The organism is Mangrovimonas spongiae (assembly GCF_003944795.1).
Classification (GTDB): Bacteria; Bacteroidota; Bacteroidia; order Flavobacteriales; family Flavobacteriaceae; genus Mangrovimonas; species Mangrovimonas spongiae.
Window position 1 is genome coordinate 912,886 of the sequence record NZ_RWBG01000001.1, and the last position, 15,319, is coordinate 928,204.

A 15,319-nucleotide genomic window follows, 5' to 3' on the forward strand; every position below is an offset into this window, starting at 1 on the left:
GCTATGGGAAGTCGTAAAAAACAAATGGCAGACGCTATTAAGGAACAGAAAAAGCAAATTGCTTTCGCTAAGCTTAATAACTGTCCTACGTCTCCAAGAAAAATGCGTTTAGTAGCTGATTTAGTAAGAGGCGAACGCGTGGAAAAAGCTCTAAATATCTTAAGATTTAGCCAAAAGGAGGCATCAAATCGTTTAGAGAAACTTTTATTATCGGCTATTGCCAACTGGCAAGCAAAAAATGAAGACGCCGATATTGAAGCAGCTGAGCTTTATGTGAAAGAAGTAAGAGTAGACGGAGGAGCAATGCTTAAAAGATTGCGTCCAGCTCCACAAGGTCGTGCTCACAGAATTAGAAAACGTTCAAACCACGTTACATTAGTGGTGGATGCGAATAATAAAACACAAAGTTAAGATAGAGGTATGGGACAAAAAACAAATCCAATAGGAAACCGCTTAGGAATTATCAGAGGATGGGAATCTAACTGGTTCGGTGGCGACGATTATGGAGATAAACTTGCCGAAGACGACAAGATTAGAAAGTATATCCATGCACGTCTATCAAAAGCTAGTGTATCAAGAGTAATTATCGAGCGTACACTTAAACTTGTAACCGTTACTATCACTACGGCTCGTCCAGGTATCATAATTGGTAAAGGCGGTCAAGAGGTAGACAAGTTAAAAGAAGAGCTTAAAAAAATTACAGGTAAAGAAGTTCAAATAAACATATTTGAAATTAAAAGACCGGAACTAGATGCGCACCTAGTAGCAGCAAGTATTGCACGTCAAATCGAGAATCGTATTTCTTACCGTCGTGCTATTAAAATGGCTATCGCTGCCACTATGAGAATGAATGCTGAAGGAATTAAAATTCAAATTAGTGGTCGTTTAAACGGCGCTGAAATGGCACGTAGCGAACACTACAAAGAAGGACGTATTCCTTTATCAACATTTAGAGCCGATATTGATTATGCACTTGTAGAAGCACATACTACTTATGGTAGATTAGGTGTAAAAGTGTGGATCATGAAAGGTGAAGTATATGGAAAAAGAGAGCTTTCTCCGCTTGTTGGATTGTCTAAGAAGCAAGGAAAAGGTGGACGCGGAAAATCCCGTCGTAGAAAGTAATTTTTTAAACAAGAAAGAACATGTTACAGCCTAAGAAAACAAAATTTCGTAAGCAACAAAAAGGACGCATGAAAGGAAATGCCGGAAGAGGGCATAGATTAACAAGCGGTTCTTTTGGAATAAAATCTTTAGACGCTAAGTTTATAACAGCACGTCAAATAGAAGCAGCGCGTATTGCCGCTACACGTTACATGAAAAGAGAAGGATCTATCTGGATTAAAATATTCCCAGATAAGCCAATTACAAAGAAACCTCTTGAAGTACGTATGGGTAAAGGTAAAGGTGCCGTAGAATATTGGGCAGCAGTTGTTAAACCTGGTAGAATGTTGTTTGAAGTAGGTGGTGTACCTTTAGAAACAGCTAAAGAAGCATTACGATTAGCAGCACAAAAACTACCAGTAAGAACTAAGTTTGTTGTTGCAAGAGATTACGAACACGAAGCATAATTTATTTGATATTATGAAACAATCAGAAATTAAAGAATTATCTGTTGCTGAGTTGCAAGAGAAACTTAGTGAAACAAAACAGAGCTATTCAGAGTTAAAAATGGCTCATACTATTTCTCCTTTAGAGAACCCAATTCAGTTACGTGCTGCAAGACGTACAGTAGCTAGAATTGCAACCGAATTAACTAAAAGAGATTTACAATAATTCTGCAGTAGAATATGGAAACAAGAAATTTAAGAAAAGAACGTATAGGTGTAGTTACCAGTAATAAAATGCAGAAGTCGATTGTGGTTTCTGAGGTAAAAAAGGTAAAACACCCTATGTACGGAAAATTCGTATTAAAAACGAAAAAGTACGTTGCACACGACGAAACAAACGATTGTAACATTGGAGATACTGTAAAAATCATGGAAACAAAACCCATGAGTAAATCCAAATGTTGGAGATTAGTTGAAATAATTGAAAGAGCGAAGTAATTATGGTACAGACTGAATCAAGATTAAAAGTAGCAGATAACACCGGAGCTAAGGAAGTATTAACAATACGCGTTCTTGGTGGTACTAAAAGAAGATATGCCTCTGTAGGAGATAAAATAGTTGTTTCTGTAAAAGAAGCCACTCCTAACGGAAATATCAAAAAAGGTGCTGTCTCTACAGCAGTAGTAGTACGTACTGTAAAAGAAGTACGTCGTCCAGATGGATCTTATATTAGGTTCGACGATAATGCTTGTGTCCTTTTAAACCCACAAGGTGAAATGAGAGGAACACGTGTATTTGGACCTGTAGCAAGAGAACTTCGTGATAAACAATTCATGAAAATTGTATCATTAGCACCAGAAGTGCTTTAATGAAATTATAAAATGACAAAGCTTAAAATCAAATCAGGAGATACTGTAAAAGTAGTAGCTGGAGATCATAAAGGATCAGAAGGTAAAGTACTTAAAGTATACAAAGATAAAAACAAGGCGATTGTTGAAGGTGTGAACATGGTGAAGAAACACACAAAACCAAGTGCACAAAACCCTCAAGGAGGAATCGTTGAAAAAGAAGCAGCTATTCACATATCTAACTTATCATTGTTAACCGCTAAAGGAGAAACAACACGAGTAGGATACAGAATGGAAGGAGACAAGAAAGTAAGATTTTCCAAAAAATCTAATGAAGTAATTTAGTTATGGCATATACACCGAGACTTAAAGAAGAGTACAAGAGCAGAGTAATCTCAGCTCTTACAGAGGAATTTGGTTATAACAACGTAATGCAAGTTCCTAAACTAAAAAAGATAGTTTTATCTAGAGGTATTGGCGCTGCTGTTGCAGACAAAAAGTTAATCGATCATGCTATCGACGAGCTTTCTGCTATAACAGGACAAAAGGCTGTTGCAACTATGTCTAAAAAAGACGTTGCATCATTTAAACTTCGTAAAGGAATGCCTATTGGAGCTAAAGTTACTTTACGTGGAGAGCGTATGTACGAATTTTTAGATCGTTTAATAACATCGGCACTTCCACGTGTAAGAGATTTTAATGGTATTAAAGCCACAGGTTTTGACGGTAGAGGTAATTATAACCTAGGAGTTACTGAACAAATTATCTTCCCAGAAATTGATATCGATAAGGTAAACAAAGTTTCTGGAATGGATATTACATTTGTAACTAGCGCAGAAACCGATAAAGAGGCAAAATCATTATTAACAGAATTAGGATTACCTTTTAAAAAGAATTAATACTATGGCTAAAGAATCAATGAAAGCCCGTGAGGTAAAAAGAGCAAAAACAGTAGCTAAATATGCAGAAAAACGCAAAGCTTTAAAAGAAGCTGGCGATTACGAAGCACTACAAAAGTTACCAAAAAATGCTTCTCCAGTACGTATGCACAACCGTTGTAAACTAACTGGAAGACCAAAAGGTTACATGAGACAATTTGGTATCTCACGTGTAATGTTCAGAGAGATGGCTAACAAAGGGTTAATACCTGGAGTTAAGAAAGCTAGCTGGTAAAAAACAAATATAAACTGGTCTCAGGTTTAATGTTGAAAGACAATATTAAAAACCGTTACCGAAATTAAATAACTATGTATTCAGATCCAATTGCGGATTATTTAACGCGAATTAGAAATGCTGTGCGAGCAAACCACAGAGTGGTAGAGATTCCAGCATCTAACTTAAAGAAAGAAATAACTAAAATATTATTCGATCAAGGATTTATTTTAAGTTATAAATTTGACGACTCGTCTGCTCAAGGAGTAATAAAAATTGCCCTTAAGTATAACAAAGACACCAAAGAGTCTGTAATTAAAAAAATACAGAGAATAAGTAAACCAGGTTTACGTAAATACTCAGGTTCAAAAGAAATGCCACGTATTTTAAATGGTCTTGGAATTGCAATTGTTTCTACCTCTCATGGAGTTATGACAGGAAAACAAGCACAACAAGCAAACGTTGGTGGAGAAGTATTGTGTTACGTATACTAAAAAGCTGAAAAAAATGTCAAGAATAGGTAATAGCCCAATAGCAATCCCAGAAGGAGTAACAGTAGACGTTAAAGATAACGTTGTTACAGTAAAAGGGAAGTTAGGAGAACTAACCCAAGAATTTTCAGCTGTATCAATAAAAGTTGAAGAAGGAAATTTAACGGTTGAACGTTCTTCTGAGAAAAAAGATGAAAAATCGAAACACGGTTTGTACAGAGCTTTAATCAATAACATGATTGAAGGTGTTTCTAAAGGTTGGACAAAAGAATTAGAGTTAGTAGGTGTAGGATATAGAGCAAGTAATCAAGGACAAAAATTAGATTTAGCCTTAGGTTTCTCTCATAATATCGTTTTAGATCTTGCACCAGAGGTAAAAGTGGAAACTATCTCTGAAAAAGGAAAGAACCCAATTATCAAGTTAACATCGCATGATAAACAACTTGTAGGACAAGTAGCGGCAAAAATTCGTTCTTTCCGTAAGCCAGAACCTTATAAAGGAAAAGGAGTGAAATTTGTTGGTGAACAAATTAGAAGAAAAGCAGGTAAATCAGCATAATAATTAAGTTATGGCATTAACAAAGAACGAAAGAAGACAAAGAATAAAAAACAGAGTTCGTAAAATAGTTTCTGGAACTGAAGCTAGACCAAGACTATCTGTTTTTAGAAGTAATAAAGAAATTTATGCTCAAATAGTTGACGATGTAACAGGAAAAACCATTGCATCATCATCATCAAGAGATAAAGAAATTAGTTCTGCTAAAGGAACCAAAACTGAAGTTGCTACATTAGTAGGGAAGTCGGTTGCAGAAAAAGCCCTTAAAGCAGGTGTAGAAACCATTTCTTTTGATAGAGGTGGGTACTTATATCACGGAAGAGTAAAATCATTAGCTGAAGGAGCTAGAGAAGCAGGACTTAAATTCTAAATATATTATGTATCAAAAATATAAAAGCGCAGAATTAGTAAAACCAGGTGGATTAGATCTTAAAGATCGTTTAGTTGGTGTACAAAGAGTAACAAAAGTAACTAAAGGTGGTAGAGCATTTGGTTTCTCAGCAATTGTAGTAGTTGGTAACGAAGCAGGTGTTGTTGGACACGGTTTAGGAAAGTCTAAAGACGTAGCAAGTGCTATTTCTAAAGCTGTAGAAGACGCTAAGAAAAACTTAGTTCGTATTCCATTAGTGAAAGGAACACTACCACACGAGCAAAAAGGTAAATACGGCGGAGCAAGAGTAAACATTATTCCTGCTGCCCCTGGTACCGGAGTTATTGCTGGTGGTGCTGTAAGAACTGTATTAGAAGCAGTTGGTGTACATGATGTATTATCAAAATCTCAAGGGTCATCTAACCCACATAATGTGGTAAAAGCAACTTTCGATGCGTTACTTCAATTAAGAGATGCTAAAGCAGTTGCTAGAGAAAGAGGAATCTCTCTTGAGAAATTGTATAAAGGTTAATAAAGGATAACGATGGCAAAGATTAAAGTTACAAAAGTAAAAAGTGCAATCAACCGTACCCAAAGACAAAAAAGAACCCTTGAAGCATTAGGGCTTAAAAAAATTGGTCAAGTAGTTGAGCACGATGCCACACCAAACATCCTTGGTATGGTTAATAAAGTTAAACATTTAGTTTCTATAGAAGAAACAAAATAATAAGATACTGAAATGGATTTAAGTAATTTAAAACCTGCTGAAGGTTCAGTTAATAACAACGCAAAGCGTGTTGGACGCGGACAAGGATCTGGAAAAGGTGGCACAGCAACAAGAGGTCACAAAGGAGCAAAGTCTCGTTCTGGATACTCTAAGAAAATAGGATTTGAAGGTGGACAAATGCCACTACAAAGACGTGTGCCTAAATTTGGTTTTACTAATAGAAACCGTGTAAGCTATCAAGGTGTAAACTTAGATACTATACAACAATTAGTAGACGATAAAAAGATTACCGATACTTTAGATTTTGAAACTATGGTTTCTTTAAGATTAGCTAGAAAAAACGATCTAGTAAAAATCTTAGGAAGAGGCGAATTAAAATCAAAAGTAAAAGTATCTGCTCATAAGTTTACTGCGTCAGCTCAAGCAGCTATTGAAGGTGCTGGTGGTGAAGTTGTAACTTTATAATCACGTTTAAGCGCATGAAGTTTATAGAAACAATAAAGAACGTTTGGAAAATAGAAGAACTAAGAAACAGAATTATAGTAACCCTAGGTCTGTTATTAGTTTACCGTTTTGGTGCACAAGTAGTTTTACCTGGTATTGATGCTGCTCAATTAGAGAGCTTACAAAGCAATACAGAAACAGGATTGTTAGGATTACTTAATGCGTTTACCGGAGGAGCATTTGCAAATGCATCGGTTTTTGCTTTAGGTATTATGCCTTACATTTCGGCTTCTATTGTGGTACAGTTAATGGGAATAGCTATTCCTTACTTACAAAAACTACAAAAAGAAGGCGCTAGTGGTCAAAAGAAAATCACTCAAATTACACGTTGGTTAACCATTGCTATTTGTTTGGTGCAAGCACCAGGATACTTAGCTAGTTTACCAACAGCATTTGGAATTCCTCAAAGTGCCTTTTTATTAGGAACAGGAGGATTATTCTATTTTTCATCTATAGTTATTTTAGTAACAGGTTGTATATTTGCAATGTGGTTAGGTGAAAAAATCACTGATAAAGGAATTGGTAATGGTATATCCCTATTAATTATGGTAGGTATTATTGCAACATTACCTAAAGCATTCTTACAAAATGCCTCTTCAAGATTAGAAGGAAACAATGTTATGTTAATCCTTTTTGAATTGGTAATTTGGTTAGTGATAATCCTAGCTTCTATAATGCTAGTAATGGCTGTAAGAAAAATAGCCGTTCAATATGCTAGAAGAACAGCTTCTGGTGGCTACGAGAAAAATGTATTTGGATCAAGACAATATATTCCATTAAAGTTAAATGCTTCTGGAGTAATGCCAATTATATTTGCTCAAGCTATTATGTTTGTGCCAGGTTTAATAGGCGGAACATCTTTAATGAAAGATTCTGCTGTAGGACAATGGTTGCAAACTCAGTTTGCTGACATATTTGGGTTTTGGTATAATTTAGTATTTGCCTTATTAATTATAGTATTTACATACTTCTATACGGCAATTACAGTACCAACAAACAAAATGGCTGATGATTTAAAACGAAGCGGCGGATTTATACCAGGTATAAGGCCAGGTAGCGAAACGTCGGAATATTTAGATAAAATAATGTCTCAAATAACCTTACCAGGATCTATATTCTTAGCCCTAATAGCAATTTTCCCTGCTATTATTGTTAAGGTGTTAAATGTACAATCTGGTTGGGCACTATTTTTTGGAGGAACATCATTGTTGATTATGGTAGGAGTTGCAATCGATACCATGCAACAAGTAAACTCTTATTTGTTGAATAGACATTATGATGGCTTGATGAAAACAGGTAAAAATAGAAAAGCAGTCGCTTAAAAAAATACTATGGCAAAACAAGCACCTATAGAACAAGATGGAACAATTATAGAAGCATTGTCTAACGCAATGTTTCGCGTAGAGTTAGAGAACGGTCACATAGTGACAGCTCATATCTCAGGAAAAATGAGAATGCACTACATAAAATTGTTACCAGGAGACAAAGTAAAATTAGAAATGAGTCCTTACGATTTAACTAAGGCTCGAATAACTTATAGATACTAATACTATGAAAGTAAGAGCATCAGTAAAAAAAAGAAGTGCAGATTGTAAAATCGTGCGTAGAAAAGGTAGACTTTACGTAATCAACAAAAAGAATCCTAGATTCAAACAAAGACAAGGATAATTATGGCAAGAATTGCAGGTGTAGACATACCAAAACACAAAAGAGGTGTTATCTCTTTAACTTACATCTATGGTGTAGGAAAAAGTAGAGCAAAAGACATTTTAGCAGAAGCTAAAGTTGATGAAAACACCAAAGTTCAAGATTGGAACGACGATCAAATTAGTAGCATTCGTGCTGCTGTAGCAAACTATACTATTGAAGGTGAGCTACGTTCTGAAACACAATTAAACATTAAGCGATTAATGGATATAGGATGTTACAGAGGAATTCGTCATAGAGCGGGACTTCCATTAAGAGGTCAACGTACTAAAAACAACTCTAGAACAAGAAAAGGTAAAAGAAAAACAGTTGCTAACAAGAAAATGGCAACTAAGTAATAATTTTTTTGAGACGTTAGTCATTAGTATTTAGAAGTTAGACGAATCTGCTTGAAATAGAAATGTTTAGGATTCTAATAACTATAAACTAACAACTAAAAACTAATATTTAATATGGCAAAGTCAAATACAAAGAAACGTAAAGTTATTGTAGACGCAGTTGGAGAAGCTCATATTACAGCTTCTTTCAATAACATAATCATCTCTCTTACCAACAAAAAAGGTGACGTAATTTCATGGTCATCAGCTGGTAAAATGGGATTTAGAGGATCTAAGAAAAACACACCTTACGCTGCTCAATTAGCTGCTGAAGATGCTGCAGGAGTAGCACAAGAGGCAGGATTGAAAAAAGTAAAAGTTTACGTTAAAGGTCCTGGAAATGGTAGAGAATCTGCTATTCGTTCTATTCATAATGCAGGTATTGAAGTAACAGAAATTATAGATGTTACACCATTACCACATAACGGATGTAGACCTCCAAAACGCAGAAGAGTTTAATTACATGTAACCTCAAATTAATATCAACTGTTCTAAATAGTTGATATTAATTTTTTTATATGTAAATTTGCAAACTGAAAAAATTTAAACAAGTATAACAAGAGATTAACGATTATCGAAGGATAAGACTAAGACCTTAATTCAATAATCACTCTAAAATTAATTAAAATGGCAAGATATACTGGTCCTAAAACTAAAATAGCTCGTAAATTTGGAGAAGCTATTTTTGGAGAAGATAAATCTTTCGAGAAAAGAAACTATCCTCCAGGTCAACACGGTGCAAATAAACGTCGTGGAAAAAAATCTGAATACGCAATCCAATTGCAAGAAAAGCAAAAAGCTAAGTACACTTACGGTATCTTAGAGCGTCAATTTAGAAACATGTTTAAAAAAGCAACAGCAGCTCCTGGAATTACAGGTGAAGTATTGTTGCAATTATGCGAGTCTAGATTAGACAACGTCGTATTTAGAATGGGAATCTCTCCTTCTCGTCGTGGCGCTAGACAATTAGTTTCTCACAGACACATTACTGTAAATGGTGAGTTAGTAAACATTCCTTCTTACCAATTAAAAGCTGGCGATGTTGTAGGTGTAAGAGAAAAATCAAAATCACTTGAAGCTATCAATAACTCGTTAGCAAATTCAAGCAACGTATACGAATGGATTACTTGGAATAACGAACAAAAAGAAGGAACATATGTTTCAGTTCCTGCTAGACTTCAAATTCCTGAAAATATCAACGAGCAATTCATCGTCGAATTATATTCTAAATAATAAATTAACAACATTGGTATTTAGCCAAAGGGTTTATTCGTACTTCTTCAAACTTATAAACCGCGCAACTAAATAACAATTAAAACGAAGAAAACAAATGGCTGTATTTAATTTTCAGAAACCAGATAAAGTAATCATGATCGACTCGACAGATTTCGAAGGTAAATTCGAATTCCGTCCTTTAGAGCCTGGTTACGGATTAACAGTAGGAAATGCCCTTAGACGTGTGTTATTATCTTCTTTAGAAGGTTTTGCAATCACATCAGTAAGAATTGAAGGTGTTGATCACGAATTTTCTACCATCTCAGGTGTTGTAGAAGATGTTACCGAAATTATCCTTAATTTAAAACAAGTACGTTTTAAAAGACAAATAGAGGATGTTGATAACGAATCTGTATCAATAGCAATTTCTGGACAAGAGCAAATTACTGCTGGCGATTTCCAAAAATTTATCTCAGGATTCCAAGTGTTAAACCCAGAATTAGTTATATGTAACTTAGATTCTAAGGTTAACATTAACATGGAAATTACTATAGAAAAAGGAAGAGGATATGTACCTGCAGAAGAAAACAAAAAAGCATCTGCACCAATAGGTACCATTTTTACCGATTCTATTTACACTCCTATAAAGAATGTAAAGTATAGTATTGAAAACTATCGTGTAGAACAAAAAACAGATTACGAAAAATTAGTTTTTGAAATTATTACAGATGGTTCTATAAATCCACAAGATGCTTTAACCGAAGCTGCTAAAACATTAATTCATCACTTCATGTTATTCTCTGATGAAAGAATAACGCTTGAAGCCGATGAAATTGCACAAACAGAAACTTATGATGAAGAATCACTTCACATGAGACAACTACTTAAAACTAAATTAGTAGACATGGATCTTTCTGTACGTGCTTTAAACTGTTTAAAAGCAGCCGAAGTAGATACTCTAGGAGATTTAGTATCATACAATAAGAACGATTTAATGAAATTCCGAAACTTTGGAAAAAAATCATTAACAGAACTAGAAGAGTTAGTTAGTGTAAAAGGATTAAGTTTTGGTATGGATTTATCAAAGTATAAATTAGATAAAGAATAATAAATGCTTCATAATTTGCTCTCCTATCGTGGATTGAAGCAAGATGAAAGCGAAATTTAAACGTCATGAGACACGGAAAGAAATTTAACCACTTAGGTAGAAAAACAGCTCATAGAAAAGCAATGCTTGCTAATATGGCTTGTTCTTTAATCGAACACAAACGTATTAATACTACCGTAGCAAAAGCTAAAGCGCTTAAACAATTTGTTGAGCCATTAGTAACTAAGTCTAAAGAAGACACAACTCACAATAGAAGAGTCGTATTTTCTAAATTAAGACAAAAAGATGCCGTAGCAGAGCTTTTTAGAGAAGTAGCTCCTAAAGTTGGGGATAGACCAGGCGGATACACTAGAATTATTAAATTAGGTAATCGTTTAGGTGATAATGCAGACATGGCAATGATCGAGTTAGTTGATTACAACGATACTTATAACCCATCTGGAACAGCTAAAAAGAAAACTCGTAGAAGTAGAAGAGGCGGTGGTAGTAAACCTACTGCAGCAGCAGCTAAGCCAGAAGCTACTAACGAAGAAGAATAAAATGTTTTTAGCATGATAACATAAAGGATAAACTATTTTAGTTTATCCTTTTTTTTATGCAATTTTGCAAAACCTTTTTTCAAAACAAAACAACAACACAGCACAATGAAGTACAAGAAAAGAGATAAAGCACTTATTTTACTAGCCGATGGTACCATTTTTTATGGTAAATCGGTTGGAGGAAAAGAAGGAACTTCTTTTGGAGAAATATGCTTTAATACAGGTATGACAGGGTATCAAGAAATTTTTACAGATCCATCATACTACGGTCAACTAATGGTTACCACAAATGCACATATAGGTAACTATGGCGCAAATAATGAAGAAGTAGAATCCGATTCCATAAAGATTGCAGGTTTAATCTGTAGAAACTTTAGTTACGAATATTCAAGGGTTAATGCCGATTTTTCTTTAGAAGAATTCTTAAATAAACATAACCTATTAGCTATTTCAGATGTCGATACAAGAGCTTTAGTTAGTTACATTAGAGACAATGGTGCTATGAACGCCGTTATATCAACAGATGTAGATAATATTGAAGGACTTAAAAAGCAATTGGCCGATGTACCGAATATGAATGGGTTAGAGTTAGCCTCTAAAGTATCAACCAAAGAGCCTTATTATTTTGGTAATGAAAATGCCACCTATAAAATAGCTGCATTAGATATTGGTATTAAAACCAATATCCTTAGAAACTTTGCAGAAAGAGATGCCTATATAAAAGTGTTCCCTTATAATACATCTTTTGAGGAGATGCAGGCTTGGAGCCCAGATGGTTATTTCTTATCTAATGGTCCTGGAGATCCAGAGCCATTACAAGAAGCACAAACCTTAGCTAAAGAAGTTTTAGAAAGAAATTTACCTTTATTTGGTATTTGTTTAGGGCATCAAGTTATCGCATTGGCTAATGGAATATCAACGTATAAAATGCACAATGGCCACCGCGGGATTAACCATCCTGTTAAAAACTTAGTTACAGGAAATGGCGAAATAACCTCACAAAATCACGGTTTTGCTATTAATAGAGAAGACACCGAAAATCATCCAGATATCGAGATTACACATGTTCATCTTAACGATGACACCGTAGCAGGTATTAAAATGAAAAATAAAAACTGTTTTTCAGTTCAATATCACCCAGAAGCTAGTCCTGGACCACATGATGCGTCGTATTTATTTGACCAGTTTATGGAGAATATCAAGAATGAATAATAAAGAAACCTCAAAGATTACCGAAATTCTTTGAGGTTTTTTTGATACGAAAACATTATCGTTAAATTTAAATTGAATAATAATTAAGCTATTAACAAGAAGCGCAAGTATTTTGTAAATTTGTTAGAATAGTAATTAAATAGAACTTATGAGTATTATAGTAAACATTCATGCAAGACAAATATTAGATTCAAGAGGAAACCCAACTGTAGAAGTTGATGTGGTTACCGAAAACGGTATTTTAGGACGAGCTGCTGTTCCTTCAGGAGCATCAACAGGAGAACACGAAGCTGTAGAATTACGCGATGGAGGCGATAATTATATGGGGAAAGGTGTTTTAAAAGCCGTAGAAAATGTAAATACTATAATAGCACAAGAGCTTTTAGGAGTATCGGTTTTAGAGCAAGCTTTAATCGATCAAATTATGATTGAGATCGACGGAACACCTAATAAATCAAAATTAGGAGCTAATGCTATCCTTGGTGTGTCCTTGGCAGTTGCCAAAGCTGCAGCAAACGAATTAAACATGCCATTGTATCGTTATGTTGGCGGTGTTTCAGCCAAAACGTTGCCAGTTCCTATGATGAACATTATTAATGGTGGTTCTCATAGCGATGCACCAATTGCATTCCAAGAATTTATGGTTATGCCTGTAAAAGCAAAGAATTTTACACATGCTATGCAAATGGGAACCGAAATTTTTCATAACCTAAAAAAGGTACTTCACGATAGGGGTTTAAGCACCGCAGTAGGAGATGAAGGTGGTTTTGCGCCGACATTAGAAGGCGGAACAGAAGACGCCTTAGATACCATAGCTAAAGCTGTAGATAAAGCAGGATATAAATTAGGCGATGAAGTCATGATTGCTTTAGATTGTGCTTCGGCAGAGTTTTATGTTGATGGTAAATACGATTACACAAAATTTGAAGGCGATAAAGGACAAGTAAGAACATCTGAAGAACAAGCACAATATCTAGCCGATTTATGTGCAAAATATCCAATTATTTCTATTGAAGATGGTATGGACGAAAACGATTGGGATGGATGGAAGCTCTTAACCGAAAAAGTGGGCGATAAAGTACAGCTTGTAGGAGATGATTTATTTGTTACAAATGTAGAGCGTTTATCTAGAGGAATTGAAAATGGTATTGCTAATTCTATCTTGATTAAAGTAAATCAAATAGGAACTTTAACCGAAACCATTGCAGCTGTTAATATGGCGCATAATGCTGGTTACACGTCTGTTATGTCTCATAGATCTGGAGAAACCGAAGATAATACCATTGCCGATTTGGCTGTAGCTTTAAATACAGGGCAAATAAAAACAGGTTCTGCTTCACGAAGCGACCGTATGGCAAAATATAACCAACTACTAAGAATAGAAGAAGAATTAGGCGATATTGCTTTTTACCCTAAGGAGAAAGCATTTAAAGTAAATTAAAAACATCATCAGTTTAAAAATTAAAAGCGGTTATTGATCTTTCAATAATCGCTTTTTTTATGCATAGTTTTTAACAATTTCTTAATAGCTAAAACCTTTACTAAGTTACTTCATAAATCCTTAGATATTTCTTAAATTTGTGACACTTTCAAAAAAACGTCAAATTAATAAAATATAACAGACATATGTCAGATAAAGCTACATTAGAAATTAATGGCCAAAAGCATGAATTTCCTTTAATTACTGGGACAGAAAATGAAGTCGCCATAGATATTAAAACGCTAAGAGGAGTTACAGGTGGAGTTACTACCATAGATCCAGGTTATAAAAACACAGGATCATGTGAAAGTGCTATAACATTTCTTAATGGAGAAAAAGGAATTTTAAGATACAGAGGATATTCTATTGAAGACCTTGCCGAAAAAGCCGATTTCTTAGAAGTAGCATATTTATTAATTTTTGGAGAACTGCCAACACAAGAGCAATTAGATAAGTTTCATGGTGATATTAAAAAACACTCTGTCGTAGATGACGATGTGAAAAAGATATTAGATGCTTTTCCAAAATCGGCACATCCAATGGGCGTTTTAGCATCATTAACAAGTGCGTTAACAGCATTTAACCCATCTTCTGTAAATGTAGAGTCCGAAGAAGATATGTATAATGCTATTGTTAGAATTTTAGGTAAATTCCCTGTTTTAGTAGCATGGACCATGCGTAAAAAGCAAGGGTTGCCACTTAACTACGGTAGCGAAGACTTAGGATATGTAGAAAACATCCTAAAAATGATGTTTGAAAAGCCTAATAAAGAATACCAACAGAGCGAGATATTAGTAAACGCTTTAGATAAGCTATTAATTCTTCATGCCGATCATGAGCAAAACTGTTCAACATCTACTGTCAGAATAGTTGGTTCATCACATGCTGGGTTATTTGCGTCTTTATCTGCTGGAATATCTGCGCTTTGGGGACCATTACATGGTGGTGCTAACCAAGCTGTTCTAGAAATGTTAGAAGGTATTAAAGAAGATGGTGGCGATACTAAAAAATACATGGGTAAAGCAAAAGACAAAGAAGATCCATTCCGTTTAATGGGATTCGGTCACCGTGTTTATAAAAACTTCGACCCACGCGCAAGAATTATTAAAAAATCTGCCGATGAAGTGTTAGGTGATTTAGGTGTAGAAGATCCAATTTTAGATATTGCTAAAGGTTTAGAAAAAGAAGCTTTAGAAGATGACTACTTTGTAAAACGTAAACTTTATCCAAACGTAGATTTTTACTCAGGAATTATTTATCGTGCTATGGGCATTCCAGTAGAAATGTTTACAGTAATGTTTGCCTTAGGTAGACTACCAGGTTGGATTGCACAATGGAGAGAAATGAGATTGAGAAAAGAACCAATTGGTCGTCCAAGACAAGTTTACATTGGCGAGAACCATAGAGATTTTAAAACTATAGAAAACAGATAAAATACATTTTATAAATTAAAAAGCTTCATAGGCATTATGAAGCTTTTTTT

26 protein-coding genes are annotated in these 15,319 nt (G+C 34.8%); all 26 read left to right on the forward strand.

What is annotated here, in order from left to right:
• Window positions 1-3: 3 nt before the first annotated feature.
• Window positions 4-411 (forward strand): 50S ribosomal protein L22, encoded by a 408-nt coding sequence (gene rplV, locus EJA19_RS04185; RefSeq protein ID WP_125467075.1) that lies wholly within the window; start codon window positions 4-6, stop codon window positions 409-411.
• Between the two features lie 9 nt (window positions 412-420).
• Window positions 421-1,125: a 30S ribosomal protein S3 gene (gene rpsC / locus EJA19_RS04190; RefSeq protein WP_125467076.1), complete on the forward strand. Its 705-nt coding sequence runs from the start codon at window positions 421-423 to the stop codon at window positions 1,123-1,125.
• Between the two features lie 20 nt (window positions 1,126-1,145).
• Window positions 1,146-1,571, forward strand: coding sequence for a 50S ribosomal protein L16 (rplP, locus tag EJA19_RS04195; protein ID WP_125467077.1), 426 nt, complete (start codon window positions 1,146-1,148; stop codon window positions 1,569-1,571).
• Between the two features lie 13 nt (window positions 1,572-1,584).
• Complete coding sequence (gene rpmC / locus EJA19_RS04200; RefSeq protein WP_125467078.1) at window positions 1,585-1,776, forward strand: 50S ribosomal protein L29; 192 nt, start codon at window positions 1,585-1,587, stop codon at window positions 1,774-1,776.
• Between the two features lie 14 nt (window positions 1,777-1,790).
• Complete coding sequence (rpsQ, locus tag EJA19_RS04205; RefSeq protein WP_125467079.1) at window positions 1,791-2,048, forward strand: 30S ribosomal protein S17; 258 nt, start codon at window positions 1,791-1,793, stop codon at window positions 2,046-2,048.
• A 2-nt stretch (window positions 2,049-2,050) separates the two neighbouring features.
• Window positions 2,051-2,419, forward strand: a complete 369-nt coding sequence (rplN, locus tag EJA19_RS04210; protein ID WP_036121793.1) for a 50S ribosomal protein L14 — start codon at window positions 2,051-2,053, stop codon at window positions 2,417-2,419.
• A 12-nt stretch (window positions 2,420-2,431) separates the two neighbouring features.
• The gene (rplX, locus tag EJA19_RS04215; protein ID WP_125467080.1) at window positions 2,432-2,743 is read left to right on the forward strand and encodes a 50S ribosomal protein L24; all 312 of its coding nucleotides are present in this window, start codon (window positions 2,432-2,434) and stop codon (window positions 2,741-2,743) included.
• Window positions 2,744-2,745: 2 nt separating this feature from the next.
• On the forward strand, window positions 2,746-3,297 hold the full coding sequence (gene rplE / locus EJA19_RS04220; protein ID WP_125467081.1) for a 50S ribosomal protein L5: 552 nt from the start codon (window positions 2,746-2,748) through the stop codon (window positions 3,295-3,297).
• A gap of 4 nt (window positions 3,298-3,301) precedes the next feature.
• Entirely contained in the window at window positions 3,302-3,571 is a 270-nt protein-coding gene (rpsN, locus tag EJA19_RS04225) for a 30S ribosomal protein S14 (RefSeq protein WP_046756854.1), read from the forward strand.
• Between the two features lie 74 nt (window positions 3,572-3,645).
• Window positions 3,646-4,044, forward strand: coding sequence for a 30S ribosomal protein S8 (gene rpsH, locus EJA19_RS04230; RefSeq protein WP_125467082.1), 399 nt, complete (start codon window positions 3,646-3,648; stop codon window positions 4,042-4,044).
• A 13-nt stretch (window positions 4,045-4,057) separates the two neighbouring features.
• The gene (gene rplF / locus EJA19_RS04235; RefSeq protein ID WP_125467083.1) at window positions 4,058-4,600 is read left to right on the forward strand and encodes a 50S ribosomal protein L6; all 543 of its coding nucleotides are present in this window, start codon (window positions 4,058-4,060) and stop codon (window positions 4,598-4,600) included.
• 10 nt (window positions 4,601-4,610) lie between these two features.
• On the forward strand, window positions 4,611-4,967 hold the full coding sequence (rplR, locus tag EJA19_RS04240; RefSeq protein WP_125467084.1) for a 50S ribosomal protein L18: 357 nt from the start codon (window positions 4,611-4,613) through the stop codon (window positions 4,965-4,967).
• A gap of 7 nt (window positions 4,968-4,974) precedes the next feature.
• Window positions 4,975-5,499: a 30S ribosomal protein S5 gene (gene rpsE, locus EJA19_RS04245; protein ID WP_125467085.1), complete on the forward strand. Its 525-nt coding sequence runs from the start codon at window positions 4,975-4,977 to the stop codon at window positions 5,497-5,499.
• Window positions 5,500-5,511: 12 nt separating this feature from the next.
• On the forward strand, window positions 5,512-5,694 hold the full coding sequence (gene rpmD, locus EJA19_RS04250; RefSeq protein ID WP_125467086.1) for a 50S ribosomal protein L30: 183 nt from the start codon (window positions 5,512-5,514) through the stop codon (window positions 5,692-5,694).
• A gap of 12 nt (window positions 5,695-5,706) precedes the next feature.
• Window positions 5,707-6,159, forward strand: a complete 453-nt coding sequence (gene rplO / locus EJA19_RS04255) for a 50S ribosomal protein L15 (protein WP_125467087.1) — start codon at window positions 5,707-5,709, stop codon at window positions 6,157-6,159.
• Between the two features lie 14 nt (window positions 6,160-6,173).
• Window positions 6,174-7,520, forward strand: coding sequence for a preprotein translocase subunit SecY (gene secY / locus EJA19_RS04260; protein ID WP_125467088.1), 1,347 nt, complete (start codon window positions 6,174-6,176; stop codon window positions 7,518-7,520).
• Between the two features lie 9 nt (window positions 7,521-7,529).
• Complete coding sequence (gene infA / locus EJA19_RS04265; protein WP_125467089.1) at window positions 7,530-7,745, forward strand: translation initiation factor IF-1; 216 nt, start codon at window positions 7,530-7,532, stop codon at window positions 7,743-7,745.
• A 4-nt stretch (window positions 7,746-7,749) separates the two neighbouring features.
• The gene (ykgO, locus tag EJA19_RS04270) at window positions 7,750-7,866 is read left to right on the forward strand and encodes a type B 50S ribosomal protein L36 (RefSeq protein WP_013305171.1); all 117 of its coding nucleotides are present in this window, start codon (window positions 7,750-7,752) and stop codon (window positions 7,864-7,866) included.
• Between the two features lie 2 nt (window positions 7,867-7,868).
• Complete coding sequence (rpsM, locus tag EJA19_RS04275) at window positions 7,869-8,243, forward strand: 30S ribosomal protein S13 (protein ID WP_125467090.1); 375 nt, start codon at window positions 7,869-7,871, stop codon at window positions 8,241-8,243.
• A 114-nt stretch (window positions 8,244-8,357) separates the two neighbouring features.
• Window positions 8,358-8,741, forward strand: a complete 384-nt coding sequence (rpsK, locus tag EJA19_RS04280; protein ID WP_125467091.1) for a 30S ribosomal protein S11 — start codon at window positions 8,358-8,360, stop codon at window positions 8,739-8,741.
• Window positions 8,742-8,909: 168 nt separating this feature from the next.
• The gene (rpsD, locus tag EJA19_RS04285) at window positions 8,910-9,515 is read left to right on the forward strand and encodes a 30S ribosomal protein S4 (protein ID WP_125467092.1); all 606 of its coding nucleotides are present in this window, start codon (window positions 8,910-8,912) and stop codon (window positions 9,513-9,515) included.
• A gap of 97 nt (window positions 9,516-9,612) precedes the next feature.
• The gene (locus EJA19_RS04290) at window positions 9,613-10,605 is read left to right on the forward strand and encodes a DNA-directed RNA polymerase subunit alpha (RefSeq protein WP_125467093.1); all 993 of its coding nucleotides are present in this window, start codon (window positions 9,613-9,615) and stop codon (window positions 10,603-10,605) included.
• A 65-nt stretch (window positions 10,606-10,670) separates the two neighbouring features.
• Window positions 10,671-11,144, forward strand: coding sequence for a 50S ribosomal protein L17 (rplQ, locus tag EJA19_RS04295; protein WP_125467094.1), 474 nt, complete (start codon window positions 10,671-10,673; stop codon window positions 11,142-11,144).
• A 105-nt stretch (window positions 11,145-11,249) separates the two neighbouring features.
• Window positions 11,250-12,356, forward strand: a complete 1,107-nt coding sequence (carA, locus tag EJA19_RS04300; RefSeq protein ID WP_125467095.1) for a glutamine-hydrolyzing carbamoyl-phosphate synthase small subunit — start codon at window positions 11,250-11,252, stop codon at window positions 12,354-12,356.
• A 148-nt stretch (window positions 12,357-12,504) separates the two neighbouring features.
• Entirely contained in the window at window positions 12,505-13,797 is a 1,293-nt protein-coding gene (eno, locus tag EJA19_RS04305) for a phosphopyruvate hydratase (protein WP_125467096.1), read from the forward strand.
• A 185-nt stretch (window positions 13,798-13,982) separates the two neighbouring features.
• On the forward strand, window positions 13,983-15,269 hold the full coding sequence (locus tag EJA19_RS04310) for a citrate synthase (RefSeq protein ID WP_125467097.1): 1,287 nt from the start codon (window positions 13,983-13,985) through the stop codon (window positions 15,267-15,269).
• Window positions 15,270-15,319 lie beyond the last annotated feature (50 nt).

What these genes read in the sequence shown, in the direction of transcription:
- rplE (WP_125467081.1), top strand. Translation starts at nt 2,746, where the DNA reads ATGGCATATACACCGAGACTTAAAGAAGAGTACAAGAGCAGAGTAATC.
- EJA19_RS04290 (WP_125467093.1), top strand. Translation starts at nt 9,613, where the DNA reads ATGGCTGTATTTAATTTTCAGAAACCAGATAAAGTAATCATGATCGAC.
- rplX (WP_125467080.1), top strand. Translation starts at nt 2,432, where the DNA reads ATGACAAAGCTTAAAATCAAATCAGGAGATACTGTAAAAGTAGTAGCT.
- rpsN (WP_046756854.1), top strand. Translation starts at nt 3,302, where the DNA reads ATGGCTAAAGAATCAATGAAAGCCCGTGAGGTAAAAAGAGCAAAAACA.
- ykgO (WP_013305171.1), top strand. Translation starts at nt 7,750, where the DNA reads ATGAAAGTAAGAGCATCAGTAAAAAAAAGAAGTGCAGATTGTAAAATC.
- infA (WP_125467089.1), top strand. Translation starts at nt 7,530, where the DNA reads ATGGCAAAACAAGCACCTATAGAACAAGATGGAACAATTATAGAAGCA.
- carA (WP_125467095.1), top strand. Translation starts at nt 11,250, where the DNA reads ATGAAGTACAAGAAAAGAGATAAAGCACTTATTTTACTAGCCGATGGT.
- rpsH (WP_125467082.1), top strand. Translation starts at nt 3,646, where the DNA reads ATGTATTCAGATCCAATTGCGGATTATTTAACGCGAATTAGAAATGCT.
- rplR (WP_125467084.1), top strand. Translation starts at nt 4,611, where the DNA reads ATGGCATTAACAAAGAACGAAAGAAGACAAAGAATAAAAAACAGAGTT.
- EJA19_RS04310 (WP_125467097.1), top strand. Translation starts at nt 13,983, where the DNA reads ATGTCAGATAAAGCTACATTAGAAATTAATGGCCAAAAGCATGAATTT.
- secY (WP_125467088.1), top strand. Translation starts at nt 6,174, where the DNA reads ATGAAGTTTATAGAAACAATAAAGAACGTTTGGAAAATAGAAGAACTA.
- rplN (WP_036121793.1), top strand. Translation starts at nt 2,051, where the DNA reads ATGGTACAGACTGAATCAAGATTAAAAGTAGCAGATAACACCGGAGCT.
- rpmD (WP_125467086.1), top strand. Translation starts at nt 5,512, where the DNA reads ATGGCAAAGATTAAAGTTACAAAAGTAAAAAGTGCAATCAACCGTACC.
- rpmC (WP_125467078.1), top strand. Translation starts at nt 1,585, where the DNA reads ATGAAACAATCAGAAATTAAAGAATTATCTGTTGCTGAGTTGCAAGAG.
- rpsE (WP_125467085.1), top strand. Translation starts at nt 4,975, where the DNA reads ATGTATCAAAAATATAAAAGCGCAGAATTAGTAAAACCAGGTGGATTA.
- rpsM (WP_125467090.1), top strand. Translation starts at nt 7,869, where the DNA reads ATGGCAAGAATTGCAGGTGTAGACATACCAAAACACAAAAGAGGTGTT.
- rpsQ (WP_125467079.1), top strand. Translation starts at nt 1,791, where the DNA reads ATGGAAACAAGAAATTTAAGAAAAGAACGTATAGGTGTAGTTACCAGT.
- rplF (WP_125467083.1), top strand. Translation starts at nt 4,058, where the DNA reads ATGTCAAGAATAGGTAATAGCCCAATAGCAATCCCAGAAGGAGTAACA.
- rpsD (WP_125467092.1), top strand. Translation starts at nt 8,910, where the DNA reads ATGGCAAGATATACTGGTCCTAAAACTAAAATAGCTCGTAAATTTGGA.
- rplP (WP_125467077.1), top strand. Translation starts at nt 1,146, where the DNA reads ATGTTACAGCCTAAGAAAACAAAATTTCGTAAGCAACAAAAAGGACGC.
- rplV (WP_125467075.1), top strand. Translation starts at nt 4, where the DNA reads ATGGGAAGTCGTAAAAAACAAATGGCAGACGCTATTAAGGAACAGAAA.
- rpsK (WP_125467091.1), top strand. Translation starts at nt 8,358, where the DNA reads ATGGCAAAGTCAAATACAAAGAAACGTAAAGTTATTGTAGACGCAGTT.
- eno (WP_125467096.1), top strand. Translation starts at nt 12,505, where the DNA reads ATGAGTATTATAGTAAACATTCATGCAAGACAAATATTAGATTCAAGA.
- rplQ (WP_125467094.1), top strand. Translation starts at nt 10,671, where the DNA reads ATGAGACACGGAAAGAAATTTAACCACTTAGGTAGAAAAACAGCTCAT.
- rplO (WP_125467087.1), top strand. Translation starts at nt 5,707, where the DNA reads ATGGATTTAAGTAATTTAAAACCTGCTGAAGGTTCAGTTAATAACAAC.
- rpsC (WP_125467076.1), top strand. Translation starts at nt 421, where the DNA reads ATGGGACAAAAAACAAATCCAATAGGAAACCGCTTAGGAATTATCAGA.